Origin of the sequence: Bacteroides sp. AM37-9, from assembly GCF_003603455.1 — a bacterium.
In the GTDB taxonomy this organism is placed as follows: Bacteria; Bacteroidota; Bacteroidia; order Bacteroidales; family Bacteroidaceae; genus Bacteroides; species Bacteroides xylanisolvens.
Genome location: NZ_QTNF01000001.1, coordinates 309,551 through 328,107, shown reverse-complemented (window position 1 = coordinate 328,107; position 18,557 = coordinate 309,551). Strand labels below are relative to the sequence as shown.

The following is an 18,557-nucleotide window of genomic DNA, read 5'->3' as shown; positions in this document are numbered from 1 at the left end:
AAGTACAGCATTTGCCTATACGGTACAATAACACATTATAACAATATTATGAAATACTGTCGCTGAAAATCAGCGTATTGTAAAATAAATATAACAAAAGAAACATTTGTGATAACAGAGTGCGTTGTCCTTTTATTTATCTTCTCCTTTATCTCCAAAAATGATGGAGAAACTAAGGTCGGATAATTGTTTCTTAATACGATATTTCCTTTGAGTCAGTGCAGACTGGCTTCCTGCTTTCATACAGATTTTGATTGTATTATTGGATAATTGGAGGTAGTTAAGTATGCAGTAATAGAGATCGTCTTGTGTTAGACTAGGGTATTGTTCTAATAACTCTTGCATCGCTTCAATGAAGGCTTCGTTTATTTCTTGATAAATCAGTGATAACTCTTCTTGAGTTATCTCTTTCTCTTTTTTGTTTTTAGATGTTTCTATTGATTGAATTTTTTTATAAGATGTAGTCGTTTTGAATAGACGTACGCATATCTGAAGACTTTGATGCCATAACTTTATTCTTTGATTTAATATATCTGCATATCTGTGTTCATTGATTTCATTGGCATGAGATAGTGCTCTGATTTCTTCTTTTAATGTGGCTTTTTCTGTCTGATTCTTCATTAGTAGCTGCTGCCAGTGTATATGTGTCTTTTTATTGCGATTGCTTATATACATTACAGTATAGATAAACAGAAACATTGTAACTAATCCACCAATAATGAATATTACTTTTGTTTGTTGTGATTGTTTTTTTATTTGTTCTTTATATATATCTATTGAGTGTTTTTTGATGAGATTGTTAATTTCAGTATGGTGAATAATTTTCTGGATAGAGTCATAACAGGTTAAAGCTGTATCGTTATATAGAATTGCCTGTTCATAATTTTTGTTTTCTTTGTTTATTTCATACAAAGTCTGATAAATAGAAGCTTTAGTATAAATATTGGCCTTAGTACTAGCTCGGGATAAATAGTGAATAGCAGAATCAGTTTCTTCGAGATTATACAATATACTTCCTTTCCAAAAGTAAGTAGGAGATAAATTAATGTTAGAAGGAGCATATCTCAAGGCTAAATCTATTTGCTTTTTAGCTTCTATATATAACCCTTGGTCGTCATATACCTTTGCTATATCACAAAAAATTGCATTTTCCCACAATGAATCTTTGATAGATTGTGCTATTGATAATGCTTTTTGATAATAAGATAATGCTTTTTCTTCCTCATCTTGTATTGCATAAACATTGCCTAATCCTCGGGTTGCGTGTAAAATTCCATATTTGTCTTGCATTTTTTCTGCAGTTGCGTATGATTCTTTATATGTTTTGATAGCCGGAAGATAAAACTCTTGACTCTCGTAACATAAAGCCAGGTTATTGTATATTTGTAATATTGGAGCTTGGTTTGGGGATGCTGTTTTTAAAGCTGTTAGATAGGCTTCTGTTGCTTTTACATAATCTTTGTTATCTTGATACACTCTTCCGAGATAATAATAAGCTTTTGTTTTTAGCTTATTATTACTGTTATCCTTATAGTAGTCAACTGCTATTAGAATTAGAGAGTCATTGCGGTGAGATTTGAAATTCTTATCTAAAGCTTCTGTTAATAATAGTGCATACATGGCTTTTGCTGATTTATTAGATATTTCTTCAATAGATAGCTTTTCCAATATGCATAATGCGCTGTCAGCACGTTTGTCTATTAATGAATCTGCTAATTGTAATTGAGGGGCAGTGTTTGAATTATGACACGCATTAAAGAAAATGCATAGTGTTGTAATTAGAATAGTTAGGTAGTTCGGTTTCATAGAGTTTTATCTGTTTCTGCAAAAGTAAGTATTTATAAATAAAAAGTAGAATCGTTTGTCTATAAAACTTCTTTTAATAAGACGTTTCCCTTATTTTTTTATACTACTCTCCCTAATCTGCAAATGTGTCGGAATCGTCACCTGCTTGATAGTCTTATCTCCTTTTATCCGATCTATTAATAGTTGGCAGGCAGTTTCTCCCATTTTATAAGTTTGATGTGATACAGCAGATAATTTCGGTTCCACATAATTGGCATGCTGTTCATCCGTATATCCGATAATAGCGATATCATCCGGTATGCGGAGACCATGGCTCTTGATAACTTCCATAGCCGCGAAAGCCAATGTATCATTCATGGCAAGAATAGCATCCGGAGGCTGTGGAAGTGACAGTAAAGTTTCTGTGGCAATCTTGCCTTCCTCATAATCAATCTTCCGGCAAACAACTAGCTCCTTTTCGATAGGAATACGATTCTCACGCAAGGCTTCCAGATAACCATGTTTTCTTCTCTTTACAATATCCAAATGATTGGCTCCACCGATAAAGGCTACCCGTTTACTTCCATTATTCAACAGATGTTGTGTTGCCATTTGCGCTGATTGTACCCCATCCGCTACGACCGAAGAAAACTGGTCGGTCAGGCAAACACGGTCGAACAGGATAAGTGGCATATTGATGTCTTTCAAGGCGGAGATGTGGGAGAAATCGGTTGTTTCTTGAGACAGACAGGCGATGATACCTTCCACGCGCATATTGACCAGATTCTCAATATTTCTTTTTTCGTGCTCGTAAGATTCATGCGAGGTCGTGATAATCACGAAATATCCGTTGGCAATAGCCATATTCTCTATTCCATTCAGAATTGATGCAAAGAAATGAGTGACAATATCCGGAACGATCACTCCGATGATACGTGGCGCATTTTTCCGCAGGCTCATGGCAAAAGGGTTGGGACGGTAGTTCATCTCTTTGGCCAGTGCCTTTGCTTTGGCGCAAAGTTCACGGCTGATTTCCGGACTATCTTTTAGTGCCCTGGATACAGTAGGAATCGACACCCCCAATGCTTGGGCGAGATCTTTTAATGAAGTATGTTTCCGGTTTTCCATTTGAAAGTCTGCAACTTAGATTCTTTTTACAAAGAAAGCACATTCCCGGAAAATTAAAAGCATCTGAAGCAATATTTTTTACGTAAACCGTTACGTTGGTTTTTCGACTGCTCTCTGCTGCACTGAAACTATTACTGACCTATTTTTGTCGCATACAAAATGATTTAAAACCTAAAAGTATGCAATACCATGAAATCGGAAAGACAGGGATGAAAGTATCATCTCTTAGTTTTGGAGCTTCTTCTTTAGGAGGAGTTTTCCATGATTTGAAAGAAAAAGAAGGCATTCAGGCTGTGTTTACCGCTGTTGAGGCAGGAATGAACTTTATCGATGTGTCTCCTTATTACGGACATTATAAAGCGGAAACTGTTTTAGGAAAGGCGCTTAAAGATCTTCCTCGCGACCGTTATTACCTTTCTACCAAAGTGGGACGTTATGGAAAAGATGGAGTAAATCTGTGGGATTACTCTGCAAAGCGTGCTACCGAAAGTGTGTATGAGAGCATGGAACGTCTGAATATAGATTTTATCGATCTGATAAATGTACACGATGTGGAGTTTGCCGATTTGAATCAGGTGGTTAATGAAACTCTGCCGGCTTTGGTTGAGTTGCGTGAAAAAGGAGTGGTAGGACACGTTGGAATTACCGACTTGCAACTCGAGAACCTGAAATGGGTAATTGACCATTCACCAAGCGGTACGATTGAATCTGTGCTTAGCTTCTGCCATTATTGCTTGTGTGATGATAAATTAGCAGACTTCCTGGACTACTTCGAATCCAAAGAAATCGGTGTGATTAATGCTTCTCCGCTTTCAATGGGACTGTTGAGTGAACGTGGTGTTCCTGCCTGGCATCCGGCTCCCAAACCCTTGGTAGAGGCTTGCCGTAAAGCAATGGAACATTGCAAAGCTAAGAATTATCCGATTGAGAAGCTGGCTATGCAGTTCTCCGTCAGCAATCCCCGTATAGCAACGACTTTGTTTAGTACGACTAATCCGGAGAATGTGAAAAAGAACATCGCTTTCATCAAAGAACCTATTGACTGGGAACTCGTTCGGGAAGTGCAGGAGATTATCGGAGAGCAGAAACGTGTAAGTTGGGCAAACTCATAAAACAGCGTCATTCGTATGGACTATACAATTATTGATGCGCACGCCCATCTGTGGTTACGGCAGGATACTGTTGTGGACGGATTGCCTATCCGGACTTTGGAAAATGGCCGTTCGGAATTTATGGGAGAAATCCGGCAAATGGTTCCGCCCTTTATGGTAGACGGTGTGAATAGCGCGGAAGTTTTTCTTTCGAATATGGACTATGCGCAAGTGGCTGCGGCTGTCATTACCCAAGAGTTTATTGACGGTATTCAGAATGATTATTTGTCGGAAGTCGTTTCCCATTATCCCAACCGTTTCTTTGTTTGCGGAATGTGTGAGTTTCGCAAACCTGGATTTTTGGAGCAGGCGAAAGAGCTTATAGCCAAAGGTTTTAAGGCTATAAAAATACCTGCCCAACGCTTGTTGTTAAAAGAGGGACGGGTAATGCTGAATAATGAGGAAATGATGCAGATGTTTCATTCTATGGAAGAACGGAATGTCATGCTTTCCATCGATTTGGCTGACGGAGCAACACAGGTTTCCGAAATGGAAGAGATTATTCAGGAATGTCCCCGCCTAAAAATAGCTGTCGGGCACTTCGGAATGGTGACACGTCCGGACTGGAAAGAACAAATCCGCCTGGCACGTCATCCCAATGTGATGATTGAATCCGGCGGAATCACCTGGCTTTTCAATGATGAATTTTATCCTTTCAAAGGAGCAGTGAAAGCCATTCGGGAAGCGGCGGATTTAGTTGGCATGGAGAAACTGATGTGGGGATCGGACTATCCGCGCACCATTACAGCAATCACCTACAAGATGTCATACGATTTTGTGGTGAAGTCTTCCGAGCTGACGGAAGAGGATAAAAGACTCTTTTTGGGAGAAAATGCCCGGAACTTCTATGGATTCACGGATCTCCCCGTACTTCCTTACATCAAGAACATGTCCGAATGATGGAGAAAACATCCTTATCGTAAAACTAGATTTATACCATGAAAAAGAATACATATACAATACCTTTAGCGTTGGTTTTCTGCCTTTTCTTTTTGTGGGCGATAAGCAGCAATCTGCTTCCCACAATGATCCGGCAATTGATGAAGACATGTGAACTGAATACCTTTGAAGCCTCCTTTACCGAGACTGCCTACTGGTTGGCTTATTTTATTTTCCCCATCCCCATAGCGATGTTTATGAAACGTTACAGCTATAAGGCGGGAATTATTTTCGGACTGGTATTAGCAGCAATCGGAGGCCTGCTTTTCTTTCCCGCCGCCATTTTAAAAGAATATTGGGCTTACCTCTGTATCTTCTTTATTATCGCTACGGGAATGTGCTTTCTGGAGACAGCTGCCAATCCGTATGTGACGGTTTTAGGAGCCCCCGAAACAGCTCCCCGCCGATTGAATCTGGCGCAGTCTTTCAATGGACTCGGAGCTTTTATCGCTGCCATGTTTTTGAGTAAGCTCATCCTTAGCGGAACTCATTACACGCGAGAGACCCTTCCTGTAGATTATCCGGGAGGCTGGCAGGCCTATATCCAATTGGAAACGGATGCCATGAAACTCCCTTATCTGATATTGGCTATACTGTTGATTGCCATAGCTGTTGTCTTCATCTTTTCAAAATTGCCGAAGATTGGGGACGAAGGAGAAACGGCTTCTTCCGATAAAACGACTTCTTCGGGTAAAACGAAAGAGGGTAGCCAGAAAGAAAAACTGATAGACTTCGGTGTATTGAAGCACTCACACTTGCGGTGGGGAGTGATTGCGCAATTCTTCTATAACGGCGGACAGACGGCGATAAACAGTCTGTTCCTGGTTTACTGTTGTACTTATGCCGGATTGCCGGAAGATACGGCGACTACCTTCTTCGGATTGTATATGCTCGCATTTCTTTTGGGGCGTTGGATCGGTACCGGATTGATGGTGAAATTCCGTCCACAGGATATGCTACTGGTTTACGCCTTGATGAATATTCTTTTGTGCGGGGTAGTGATGATATGGGGAGGTATGATCGGGCTATACGCAATGTTGGCTATCTCTTTCTTTATGTCTATAATGTACCCCACGCAGTTCTCATTGGCGCTAAAAGGACTGGGGAGTCAGACAAAGAGCGGTTCGGCATTTTTGGTAATGGCTATTGTCGGCAATGCCTGCCTGCCACAGTTGACGGCTTATTTCATGCATGCCAATGAGCATATCTATTATATGGCCTATTGTGTACCGATGATTTGTTTTGTCTTCTGTGCATATTACGGCTGGAAAGGTTATAAAGTAATCGATTAATAAATTTATTTATCAAACATATCCAATGAAAGCAGTTCAAATTGTCAATCCCTCCGAAATGAAGGTGGTTGAACTGGAAAAACCGACCGTTGGTGTCGGTGAAGTATTAGTAAGAATCAAGTATGTGGGTTTCTGTGGCTCCGACCTGAATACCTTTTTAGGACGTAACCCAATGGTGAAGTTACCGGTAATCCCGGGACATGAGGTAGGAGCGGTGATTAAGGAGATTGGTCCGAATGTTCCGGCCGGCTTCGAAAAAGGGATGAACGTGACATTGAATCCATATACCAATTGTGGTAAATGTGCTTCCTGTCGTAATGGTCGTGTCAATGCCTGTGAGCATAATGAAACGTTAGGGGTACAGCGCAATGGAGTGATGTGCGAATATGCAGTTTTACCTTGGACGAAGATTATTCCGGCTGGTAATATCTCTCCTCGCGATTGTGCGTTGATTGAGCCGATGAGTGTCGGATTCCATGCGGTATCTCGTGCGCAGGTGATCGATAATGAATATGTGATGGTTATTGGCTGCGGTATGATTGGTATCGGTGCCATTGTACGTGCTGCTTTGAGAGGGGCAACGGTCATTGCTGTCGACTTGGATGACGAGAAACTGGAACTGGCGAAAAAGGTAGGTGCTTCTTATGTGATTAACTCCAAGACAGAAAATGTACACGAACGGATGCAACAGATAACGGAGGGCTTCGGTGCCGATGTGGTGATTGAAGCTGTCGGCAGTCCGGTCACTTATGTGATGGCGGTGGATGAAGTGGGTTTTACAGGACGGGTCGTTTGCATCGGTTATGCCAAGAGCGAAGTAGCTTTCCAAACAAAATATTTCGTTCAGAAAGAACTGGATATCCGTGGTTCCAGAAATGCGTTGCCGGCAGATTTCCGTGCGGTTATCAATTATATGAAAGAAGGCAACTGTCCGGTAGAAGAACTGATTTCGAAGATTGCCAAACCGGAAGGAGCTTTGGAAGCTATGCAGGAATGGACGGCTAATCCGGGAAAGGTGTTCCGCATACTGGTTGAGTTCTGATAAGTTCTTGTAATAAGAATAGTTGTTGATACCTGTTGTTCGGGTATGTAATAAGTGAGAGGAGGCTGAATACAGTCTCCTCTCTTTGGGAGATAGGGTGATGTAACATGAGTAAATATAGATGTAACATTCTTCATTCGATATGTAGCATCACAAAGAAATCATGTAGCATACTTTGGGCAATATATCTGTTTGCATTTTCTATTTTTGTGATGTGGAAGATAACAAGGAACATTTTAAATAATTAGCTTTCAAATAATAGATAATGTAGCCAGTTAATAAAAAAACGATGATTATGCTGAAAACAAAAATCAACACTATTCTGCTGTGTACTCTTTTTACATTGTTCTTCCCGCTATCAGCCGGAGCACAATACCGTAATCCTATTCTTTATGCTGACGTGCCCGATATGTCAGTATGTCGCGCAGGCGATTACTTTTACATGGTTTCCACTACTATGCACCTGATGCCGGGGGCGCCTATCATGCGTTCGCCGGACATGAAACATTGGGAAACTATCAGCTACGTATTTTCTCGCATTGACGATGGTCCTCGTTATGATTTGCTCGAAGGCACTGCTTACGGGCAAGGACAATGGGCATCATCTATCCGCTATCATGACGGTAAATTCTATGTCTGGTTTACAGCCAATGGCGCGCCCGGACGTGGGTTTGTCTATACTGCGACAGATCCGGCCGGTCCCTGGAAACTTCTTTCGCGTCCTCCGCATTTCCATGACGGTTCGCTTCTGTTTGATGATGACGGGCGGGTGTATCTCTTTCACAGTACGGGACAGCTTACGGAGTTGAAAACCGATTTGACCGATGTACTTCCCGGTGGCATCAATCAGCAAATATTTGAACGGGATGCTGACGAACAAGGTCTGTTGGAAGGTAGTTCCGTCATCAAGTATAATGGGAAATATTACTTGCTGATGATTTCTATGGATTGGAGTATTCCCGGCCGTCTGCGTCGTGAAGTATGCTATCGTGCCGATAAGATTACCGGACCTTACGAAAAGCGTGTCATTCTTGAAACGGAGTTCGACGGGCATGGCGGTGTTGGTCAGGGATGCATCGTAGACGGGAAAAACGGTGAATGGTACGGACTGATTTTTCAGGATCGTGGTGGCGTAGGACGTGTGCCGTGTCTTATGCCTTGTACATGGACGGAAGATGGTTGGCCTATGCTGGGAGACAAGGATGGGCGCATTCCGAATGATACCACTTTGTCGTATATGTCAATGGATGGTATCTGCGGTTCGGATGATTTTTCCGCTTCCGGGCTTTCCCTCTATTGGCAGTGGAATCATAACCCCGTCGATCAGGCATGGAGTCTTACCGACCGTCCCGGATTTCTGCGTTTGAAAACCTCCCGTGTGGTAGATAACCTGTTTGTTGCTCCCAATACGTTGACCCAACGTATGGTAGGACCGAAATGTATGGGCACTGTCAGTCTCTCTCTGGGGGGGATGAAAGATGGTGACCGTGCAGGATTATCGGCTTTTAATGGTGACAGCGGTGTGCTTACGATTGAAAAGAACGGAAATAAACTGTCTCTTGTGATGAGTGAACAGAAAAGCGTGTTTGAGAAAACGAAGCGTGCCATTAGCCGTGTGGATATGACCGAACAAGCCCGTATACCTCTTAACAAAGAGCTTGTCTACTTGCGTGTGGAAGGTGACTTTACCAATGGACGGGATGAGGCTCGTTTTTCTTATAGTCTTGATGGGAAAGCATGGATACCTGTTGGTCTGCCTGTCAAGATGAAATTTGACTACACCCGTATGTTTATGGGCAGTAAGTTTGCCATATTTAACTATGCTACACGTTCTGTAGGCGGTTATGTAGATGTGGACTCTTTTGATTATTCGTTCTGTGATGCGTCAATGTAACACACAAATATGTATTTGTAACCAATGAAACATTGTTTTATTGGAAAATAGGCTATTTTTGTTTCCAAATTAATCATAACTAATAAGTATAATATTATGAAAAGAGGTTGGATACTGATTATGGGTGTTTGTTTGGTGTTATCATTTTCGGCATGTAAGCAATTGCTGCCTTACCAGGACACTTCTTTAACGGCGGAACAACGGGCGGAGGATTTGTTGCCCCGGTTGACTTTGGAAGAAAAAGTATCAATCATGCAAAATGCGTCACCTGCTATCCCTCGACTGGGAATTAAAGAATATGAGTGGTGGAATGAGGCGTTGCACGGTGTGGGACGTGCCGGATTGGCTACTGTTTTTCCCCAGTCTATCGGTATGGGAGCTTCTTTTAATGATTCATTATTATATGAAGTGTTCAATGCCACTTCCGATGAGGCTCGCGTAAAATCGCGTATTTTCGGTGAAAGCGGCGTGCTGAAACGCTATCAGGGATTAACATTCTGGACACCGAATGTCAATATATTCCGTGACCCTCGTTGGGGACGTGGTCAGGAAACTTATGGTGAAGACCCTTATCTGACAGGACAAATGGGAATGGCTGTAGTCCGTGGTTTGCAAGGACCGGAAGATGCCGGGTATGATAAGTTGCACGCATGTGCCAAGCACTTTGCCGTTCATTCAGGACCGGAGTGGAACCGGCATAGTTTTGATGCGGAGAATATAGATCCCCGGGATTTATGGGAAACCTATCTGCCTGCTTTTAAAGATTTGGTACAGAAAGCACATGTAAAGGAAGTGATGTGTGCCTACAATCGTTTTGAGGGAGAGCCTTGTTGTGGCAGCAATCGCCTGTTGATGCAAATATTGCGGGATGAATGGGGATACAAAGGCATTGTAGTCTCTGACTGTGGAGCGATCTCCGATTTCTATAGACCGGGAACGCATGGGACTCACCCGGACAAGGAACACGCTTCGGCCGCTGCCGTGCGGGCGGGTACAGACCTTGAATGTGGAAGTGAATATGCTTCACTGGCGGATGCTGTAAAAGCTGGTTTGATTGACGAAAAAGAAATAGATATTTCATTGAAACGTTTGTTGACAGCACGTTTTGAACTGGGAGAAATGGACGAACAACCGGCTTGGTCGGAAATTCCAACCTCTGTGTTGAATAGTAAGGAACATCAGGCATTGGCTTTGTGTATGGCCCGTGAATCATTGGTGCTCTTGCAGAATAAAAACAACATCCTGCCTCTGAATACCAATCTGAAAGTAGCCGTTATGGGACCTAATGCCAATGACTCCGTGATGCAGTGGGGAAATTATAACGGTATTCCGGCACATACGGTTACCTTATTGGAAGCTGTCCGTGCCAAACTACCGGAAGGACAAATCATATACGAACCGGGTTGTGACCGTGTGGATGGAAAGACACTCCAAAGCCTGTTTGATGAATGTAGCATAAATGGTAAACCCGGTTTCTTGGCAGAATATTGGAATAATCGTGATCGTGAAGGGGAAATGGTTGCTACCGATCAGATTTCCACTCCGTTCCATTTTGCGACAACAGGGGCTACTACATTTGCGCCCGGTGTGGAAATAACTAATTTCTCGGCTCGTTATGAATCTGTCTTTCGTCCTTCGCAGTCCGGTGATGTTGCTTTCCGTTTCCAACTGGATGGTGAAGTGACTCTTATTATAAATGGTGAGCAAGTGGCTCGGAAAATATATGTTAAGAATCCGACGAACCTCTATACGTTACAGGCGAAGGCTGGAAAAGAGTATCATATCGAGATTTTATTCAAACAACGGAATGAAAGGGCTACACTTGATTTTGATTTGGGCAAAGAGGTCGGGATCGACTTGAACTTCGCAGTGAAGAGAGTAATGGATGCTGATGTGATTCTTTTTGCTGGTGGAATTTCTCCAAGTCTGGAAGGTGAGGAAATGCCGGTAGAAGTTCCCGGATTTAAGGGTGGTGACCGTACGGATATTGAACTTCCGGACGTTCAACGTGATTTGTTGAAAGCTTTGAAGAAGGCTGGTAAAAAGGTTGTCTTTATCAATTATTCCGGTTCAGCTATCGGATTAGTGCCCGAAACGACTACTTGTGAAGCGATTCTGCAGGCATGGTATCCGGGACAGGCGGGTGGTACAGCTATCGTTGATGCTCTTTGGGGAGAGTATAATCCCGGTGGACGCCTGCCGGTCACTTTCTATAAGGATGTGAATCAATTGCCGGACTTTGAAGACTATTCCATGAAGGGACGTACCTATCGATATATGCAACAGCAACCACTTTTCCCATTCGGTCATGGGTTGAGTTATACTGACTTTACTTATGGAGAAGCTAAATTGAGCAAGAATACAATCGCTAAAGGTGAAAATGTAGTATTGACTATTCCGGTAAGCAATGTCGGGCAACGTGATGGAGAAGAGGTGGTTCAGGTTTATTTGGGACGTCCGGGTGATAAGGAAGGTCCCCGTTATACCTTGCGTGCCTTCAAACGCGTTCATATTCCGGCAGGGAAAACTGAATCAGTAGCTATTCCTCTTACCGGTGAGAACTTTGAATGGTTTGATGTAGAGTCGAATACGATGCGTCCGTTGGAAGGTACTTATGAATTACTGTATGGAGGAACTTCTGATAGAAATAAGTTGAAAACGATTGTAATGAACGTACAGTAATACCGCTTTGGAATTTTGTTTATTTTTACAGATAGACAATCCGGATTTATTTATTGAATGAATAAAGAAAGAACGACCTTGTTCCTTTAAAAGGAACGGGTCGTTTCTTTTAAACCAAGCCTCCGTTTCTTTTAAACCAACGGGGGCTTTCCTTTAAAGGAAAATGAATATTTGCTAATATTTGATATTCAGTCTTTTACATGATGGGGAATAAAAGTGCTGAAATAATAGGTAATGTAGTTATTTATCTTACCATTTTTCTGTTTTGAGGCTTTTTGTTACATCAGAAAAGAATCATGTTACATGTCTGTGATAAATGTAACCTGTATATAGATGCCTGTATCATGATTGTACATATATGATAAAACCGAATCGATACATTTGCAAACACTACTATAGAACAGAAAATTATAGAAAATAAAAAGTGATAATATGAGAACATTAAAATTGATTTTGTCGGGCTGGCAATCCGTGGGTCTTGTCGTATTTTTTATGCTGTTTTTTAATATGGAGGTGAGTGGTAAGGGTAAAATAACAAAAAATGCTCCTGTCTTTACGCAATTTATTTATCAGGGGGAGGATGCTATTTATCAAAACAATCCTTTAAAGCTGGGTGAGTTCTATAATCCTATTTTGCAGGGTTGCTATCCCGATCCGAGTATAACGCGGAAAGGTAATGATTATTATTTAGTGTGCTCATCTTTTGCTATGTTTCCCGGGGTGCCTATTTTCCATTCTAATGATCTGGTCAACTGGAAACAAATCGGTCATGTGCTGGACAGAACGTCACAATTAAAGGTTGAAGATTGTGGTATTAGTGCAGGTGTATATGCTCCTGCTATAAGATATAATCCCAATAATGATACGTTTTATATGATAACCACTCAATTTTCAGGTGGCTTTGGAAATATGGTGGTAAAGACAAAGAATCCGGAGAATGGCTGGAGTGATCCGATCAAACTACAATTTGAAGGCATTGATCCTTCTCTCTTCTTTGATGATAATGGCAAGGCATACGTGGTACATAATGATGCTCCTGCTCAGGGAGAAGAACGTTACTCAGGACACCGTGTCATAAAAATATGGGATTATGATGTGGAGAATGATAAAGTGGTTCCGGGAACGGACCGGATCATAGTAAACGGTGGCGTCAATATAGAAGAAAAGCCGATATGGATTGAAGCTCCTCATATCTATAAAAAAGATGGACGTTATTATTTAATGTGTGCCGAAGGAGGAACCGGAGGTTGGCATAGCGAAGTCATTTTTGTAAGTGATCATCCGAAAGGACCTTATCTTCCGGCAAATAATAATCCTATTTTAACTCAACGTTATTTTCCTGCAAACCGGACGGATAAAGTAGACTGGGCTGGTCATGCAGACTTAGTGGAGGGACCCGACGGAAAATATTATGGTGTATTTTTAGGAATACGCCCCAATGAGAAGAACAGAGTGAATACCGGACGCGAAACTTTTATTCTTCCGGTGGACTGGAGCGGAACATTTCCCGTTTTCGAGAATGGGCTTATCCCTATGAAACCTACATTGAAGATGCCTTCGGGAGTAGAGAACCAGACAGGGGAAAACGGTTATTTGCCTAGTGGCAACTTTGTCTTTAAGGATGATTTCTCTGATAAAACATTAGACTTAAGATGGATTGGTCTTAGAGGTCCTCGTGAAGATTTCGTTGAGATGACCGATAAAGGGTTGCGGATCATCCCTTTTACCTCAAATATCAATGAAGTGAAACCTACTTCTACCTTGTTCTACCGTCAGCAGCATAATCAATTTACAGCGGCAGCGACCATGGCGTACAAACCGAAAAATGAGAAAGATTTTGCCGGTATAACATGTTACCAAAATGAAAGATATCACTATGTTTTCGGTATCACTAAAAAGGGAAAAGACTATTACCTGATGCTGCAAAGAACCGAAAAAGGACAAGCGAGTGTCCTGGCTGAGGTGAAAATAGAAATAGAGAAACCTGTGACACTGCAAGTAGCAGCCAATGGAGATGATTATCGTTTTAATTATTCGATTGATGGCAAAAGTTTTACAAATGTAGGAGAAACCGTTTCCGGTGATATTCTTTCTACCAATGTGGCTGGTGGCTTTACAGGAGCAATGATCGGACTGTATGCAACATCTGTTGGTAATTAATTAGAAACCTTATCATTCCATAATTATGAAAATACATCATCTATTTTGGGGTATATGTTTATGCTTCAGCACAAATATCTTATTCGCACAGAACTATCAGAAAACATCGTCCGGCATCAAAACCACTGTAAATGCAGTGGATATAGAAATACAATTCTTTGCGCCTGCTGTGGCGAGAGTAATAAAGTCTCCGGAAGGGGTTGCCTATGAAAAACAGAGTCTTTCTGTAATTGCCAAACCCGAAAAGGTGAATTTCAAGGCTGATATGCAAGATAATAAGATTGTATTGAACACCAGTGAACTAAGTGTCAGTGTGGACACCGGAACGGGAATTGTTTCTTATTGCTCAAAGGATGGCAAGTCGTTATTGGCAGAGAAATCCGGTATGCAGTTTATCGATTTCGATGATGCCGGGACAAAAACTTATCAGGTTTATCAACCTTTTGTATTAGATAAGGAGGAAGCCATTTATGGTTTGGGACAATTGCAAAATGGAAAGATGATTCAGCGGAACATGACTAAAAATCTGATACAGGGAAATGTTGAAGATGTGTCACCTTTCTTCCAGTCTACTAAAGGATATGGTGTGTTTTGGGATAACTATTCGCCGACTCTTTTTACGGATAACGAAGTTGAAACATCTTTCCGTTCTGAAGTAGGTGACTGTGTGGATTATTACTTCATGTATGGGAAAAATGCCGACGGTGTTATAGCACAGGTACGCAACCTGACCGGGCAAGCGCCGATGTTTCCTTTATGGACTTATGGTTACTGGCAAAGTAAAGAAAGATATAAAAGCCAGGAGGAAGTGGTAGACGTTGTTCGTAAATATCGTGAATTGGGTATTCCTTTGGATGGTATTATTCAGGATTGGCAATATTGGGGGCATAACTATTTGTGGAATGCGATGGATTTTCAGAATCCGACTTTCAATAATCCTCAAAAGATGATGGAGGATGTCCATGCGATGAACGCACACATGGCTATATCTATCTGGTCGTCATTCGGACCGATGACCAAACCTTATAGAGAATTGGACAAAAAAGGTATGTTGTTTAACTTCACTACCTGGCCGCAATCGGGATTGGAGTCATGGCCCCCCAACATGGAATATCCTTCCGGTGTAAGGGTGTATGATGCTTACAATCCCGAAGCACGTGATATTTATTGGAAATATCTGAATGATGGAATTTTCAAGCTGGGAATGGATGCCTGGTGGATGGACTCTACCGAACCCGATCATCTGGATTGGAAGCCGGAGGATATGGATACCAAAACCTATCTGGGCTCGTTCCGTAAGGTGCGCAATGCTTATCCGTTGATGACTGTCGGAGGGGTTTACGACCATCAGCGTGCAGTGACTTCGGACAAACGCGTGTTTATTTTAACCCGTTCCGGATTCTTGGGGCAGCAACGTTATGGTGCAAATGTATGGAGTGGTGATGTCGCTTCCACATGGGAGAGTTTTAGAAATCAGATTCCTGCCGGATTAAACTTTTCTTTGTGTGGTATGCCTCACTGGAATAGTGATATTGGTGGCTTTTTTGCAGGACATTATAATAAAAGCTGGAATGATGATAGTGCTTCAAAAAATCCATTGTATCAGGAGCTTTATGTGCGTTGGTTGCAGTTTGGAACGTTCAATCCGATGATGCGTTCGCACGGGACGGATGTTTATAGGGAAATCTATAAGTTCGGAAAGAAAGGCGAGCCTGTATATGATGCTATCGAGAAGATGATAGGTTTACGTTACTCTCTGTTGCCTTATATTTATTCTACTTCTTGGGAGGTAAGCAATCGTCAATCGAGTTTTATGCGCGCTTTGATGATGGATTTTGTAGATGACAGAAAGGTGTGGGATATCAATGACGAATATATGTTTGGAAAATCGATCCTTGTGGCTCCGATTACTCATGCACAATATACACCGGAAGCTGTGGTAAAAGTCTCCGAAGAAGAAGGATGGAACAGAGATGGAGCGAAAAAAACAAAAACTGACGCTGCTGTGGATTTCATGGAAACGAAACCTACTAACATATACTTACCGGCAGGAACGCTATGGTATGACTTCTGGACGAACGAGAAACACGAAGGCGGAAAGGAAATTACCAAAGAGACTACACTTGATGTTATTCCATTGTATGTAAAAGCGGGTAGTATTATTCCTGTCGGTCCACAAGTTCAGTATGCAACTGAAAAACCGTGGGATCATCTTGAACTGAAGGTGTATGCGGGTGCGAATGGAAACTTCATTTTATATGAAGATGAATTTGATAATTACAACTACGAAAAAGGCGTTTATACGGAAATTCCAATCTCGTGGAATAATACATCTTGTAAATTGACGATAGGAGCAAGAAAAGGTGCGTATGAGGGAATGTTGAAGAACTGTAAGTTTACTGTAACTCTCCAGGACGGGACTCAAAAAAACGTCGATTATAATGGAAAGGCTATTTCTGTAAAGTTTTGATTGTAATAGAATGTGTGATTATGCCAATAGAGAAGAATCTAAAAAGTAGAAATATGGTGAAGTTTTTTATAGTAATGGCTATGTTATTGGGTAGTAGCGTTGCAAGTGCAGAAAATAAACAGATAACAAGTCCTGATGGAAAGCTGGTAGTAACAGTCGCAGATATGGATGGAAGACCCTCTTATTCTGTTAGTTATGACAATGTTCTCTTTTTGAAACCATCTCCATTGGGGATGATTGCAAATATAGGAGATTTCTCATCGGGGATGTCGCTGGAGAAGAATGTTTCAACAAATAAAATAGATGAAACATACGAGTTGGCTTCTATTAAAAAGAGTAAGGTACATTATGTGGCGAATGAAGCTGTATTTTCGTTTACGCAACAAGGGAAAACAATTTATGATGTTATATTCCGCATAAGTAATAACGATGTTGCTTTTAAATATAGGATGTATCCGCAAGGTGAGACACTAAGTTGCGTGATTAAGAAAGAAGCTACAGGATTTGCGTTTCCTGACGGAACCACCACTTTTCTTTGTCCGCAAAGTAAACCGATGGGGGGATTTGCCCGTACTTCTCCAAGTTATGAGACGTCTTATACGGCAGATGATGTCGCAGGCAAAAATGGCTGGGGAGAAGGATACACATTTCCCTGTCTGTTCCGTAATGGAGATAACGGTTGGGTGCTTGTTTCCGAAACGGGAGTAAATGGTGGATATTGTGCGAGCCGTCTGTTGGGACACAAAGAAGGGGTGTATACCATTGGATTTCCGCAAGAAGGTGAAGCAAATGGGAATGGTACAGTTTCTCCGGGGATAGCATTGCCGGGCGAGACGCCTTGGCGTACTATTACTGTGGGCAAGACTTTGGCTCCAATAGTGGAGACAACCGTTCCTTTTGATGTTGTAAAACCGCTTTATCAGGCAAAAGGAGAGTATACGTATGGCAGGGGTTCATGGAGCTGGATTATCGGTATGGATGGAAGTACTAATTATAAAGAGCAACTCCGGTATATTGATTTCTCGGCAGCAATGGGCTATCAGTCCGTGTTGGTGGATGCTTTGTGGGATAAGCAAATAGGACGTGATAAAATTGAAGAATTGGCTAAATATGGGAAGAACAAAGGGGTAGCTCTTTATTTGTGGTATAATTCGAATGGGTATTGGAATGATGCTCCGCAAACTCCGAGAAGTATCATGGATAATGCGATAGCCAGACGTAAGGAGATGAAATGGATGCAAAGCATTGGCATTCGTGGAATAAAAGTTGACTTTTTCGGAGGTGACAAGCAAATGACTATGCAGTTGTATGAGGATATCTTGTCGGATGCAAACGAGTACGGCCTTCTGGTTATTTTTCATGGATGCACTTTGCCTCGTGGCTGGGAACGTATGTATCCTAACTTCGCATCGAGTGAGGCTGTATTGGCTAGTGAAAATCTTCATTTCTCTCAAGGCAGCTGTGATAATGAGGCCTTTAATGCTACCTTACATCCGTTTATCCGTAACACGGTAGGTAGCATGGATTTTGGAGGTAGTGCATTGAACAAATATTATAATGCGGATAATGCCCCACGGGGAAGCCGGCGGGTGACATCAGATGTCTACGCACTGGCTACGGCGGTGCTATTTCAGAGTCCGGTACAGCATTTCGCTTTGGCACCGAATAACCTGACCGATGCTCCGTCGTGGGCAATTGATTTTATGAAAGAGGTTCCAACGACTTGGGACGAAGTACGTTTCATTGACGGTTATCCTGGTAAATACGTTATTCTTGCCCGTCGTCATGGTGACAAATGGTATATTGCCGGAGTAAATGCGCAGAAGGAAACACTGAAACTTAAAGTTAATTTGCCGATGTTCTCCAATGGAGAAAAGGTGAGACTATTTAGTGATGATAAGGCATTGCAGGGTGGTGTGAAACAAATAGAAATAGGGAAGAAACAAGAATTACAATTGGCTATTCCTTGCAATGGTGGAGTATTAATAACCAAATAACCATTTTAAATAAAAGA

11 protein-coding genes are annotated in these 18,557 nt (G+C 41.8%); 9 read left to right on the top strand and 2 right to left on the bottom strand.

Features of this window, described 5'->3' with window-relative positions; translation table 11 throughout:
- Nucleotides 1–132: 132 nt before the first annotated feature.
- Together DW862_RS01085 and DW862_RS01080 are read right to left on the bottom strand one after the other, a co-directional pair.
- Complete coding sequence (locus tag DW862_RS01085; protein WP_087317088.1) at nt 133–1,806, bottom strand: tetratricopeptide repeat protein; 1,674 nt, start codon at nt 1,804–1,806, stop codon at nt 133–135.
- A 90-nt stretch (nt 1,807–1,896) separates the two neighbouring features.
- A complete protein-coding gene (locus tag DW862_RS01080; protein WP_120067118.1) occupies nt 1,897–2,913 on the bottom strand; it encodes a LacI family DNA-binding transcriptional regulator in 1,017 nt (338 codons plus the stop codon).
- A gap of 179 nt (nt 2,914–3,092) precedes the next feature.
- Here DW862_RS01080 and DW862_RS01075 point away from each other — a divergent pair, with 179 nt between their 5' ends.
- The 9 genes from DW862_RS01075 to DW862_RS01035 all read left to right on the top strand — a co-directional run bounded on the left by DW862_RS01075 (nt 3,093) and on the right by DW862_RS01035 (nt 18,540).
- Nucleotides 3,093–4,025, top strand: a complete 933-nt coding sequence (locus DW862_RS01075; protein ID WP_117610632.1) for an aldo/keto reductase — start codon at nt 3,093–3,095, stop codon at nt 4,023–4,025.
- A 15-nt stretch (nt 4,026–4,040) separates the two neighbouring features.
- Nucleotides 4,041–4,964, top strand: a complete 924-nt coding sequence (locus DW862_RS01070) for an amidohydrolase (protein ID WP_087317082.1) — start codon at nt 4,041–4,043, stop codon at nt 4,962–4,964.
- Between the two features lie 38 nt (nt 4,965–5,002).
- Nucleotides 5,003–6,295 (top strand): L-fucose:H+ symporter permease, encoded by a 1,293-nt coding sequence (fucP, locus tag DW862_RS01065; protein ID WP_055235206.1) that lies wholly within the window; start codon nt 5,003–5,005, stop codon nt 6,293–6,295.
- 25 nt (nt 6,296–6,320) lie between these two features.
- Complete coding sequence (locus DW862_RS01060; RefSeq protein ID WP_120067117.1) at nt 6,321–7,337, top strand: zinc-binding alcohol dehydrogenase family protein; 1,017 nt, start codon at nt 6,321–6,323, stop codon at nt 7,335–7,337.
- A 295-nt stretch (nt 7,338–7,632) separates the two neighbouring features.
- Nucleotides 7,633–9,231 carry a glycoside hydrolase 43 family protein gene (locus tag DW862_RS01055; protein WP_120067149.1) on the top strand — a complete coding sequence of 533 codons (1,599 nt, stop codon included), beginning with the start codon at nt 7,633–7,635 and terminating at the stop codon, nt 9,229–9,231.
- Nucleotides 9,232–9,327: 96 nt separating this feature from the next.
- Nucleotides 9,328–11,913: a xylan 1,4-beta-xylosidase gene (gene xyl3A, locus DW862_RS01050; protein ID WP_120067116.1), complete on the top strand. Its 2,586-nt coding sequence runs from the start codon at nt 9,328–9,330 to the stop codon at nt 11,911–11,913.
- Between the two features lie 432 nt (nt 11,914–12,345).
- The gene (locus tag DW862_RS01045; protein ID WP_120067115.1) at nt 12,346–14,073 is read left to right on the top strand and encodes a glycoside hydrolase family 43 protein; all 1,728 of its coding nucleotides are present in this window, start codon (nt 12,346–12,348) and stop codon (nt 14,071–14,073) included.
- 25 nt (nt 14,074–14,098) lie between these two features.
- The gene (locus DW862_RS01040; RefSeq protein WP_118418517.1) at nt 14,099–16,543 is read left to right on the top strand and encodes a TIM-barrel domain-containing protein; all 2,445 of its coding nucleotides are present in this window, start codon (nt 14,099–14,101) and stop codon (nt 16,541–16,543) included.
- A 20-nt stretch (nt 16,544–16,563) separates the two neighbouring features.
- The gene (locus tag DW862_RS01035) at nt 16,564–18,540 is read left to right on the top strand and encodes a glycoside hydrolase family 97 protein (protein WP_118418576.1); all 1,977 of its coding nucleotides are present in this window, start codon (nt 16,564–16,566) and stop codon (nt 18,538–18,540) included.
- Nucleotides 18,541–18,557 lie beyond the last annotated feature (17 nt).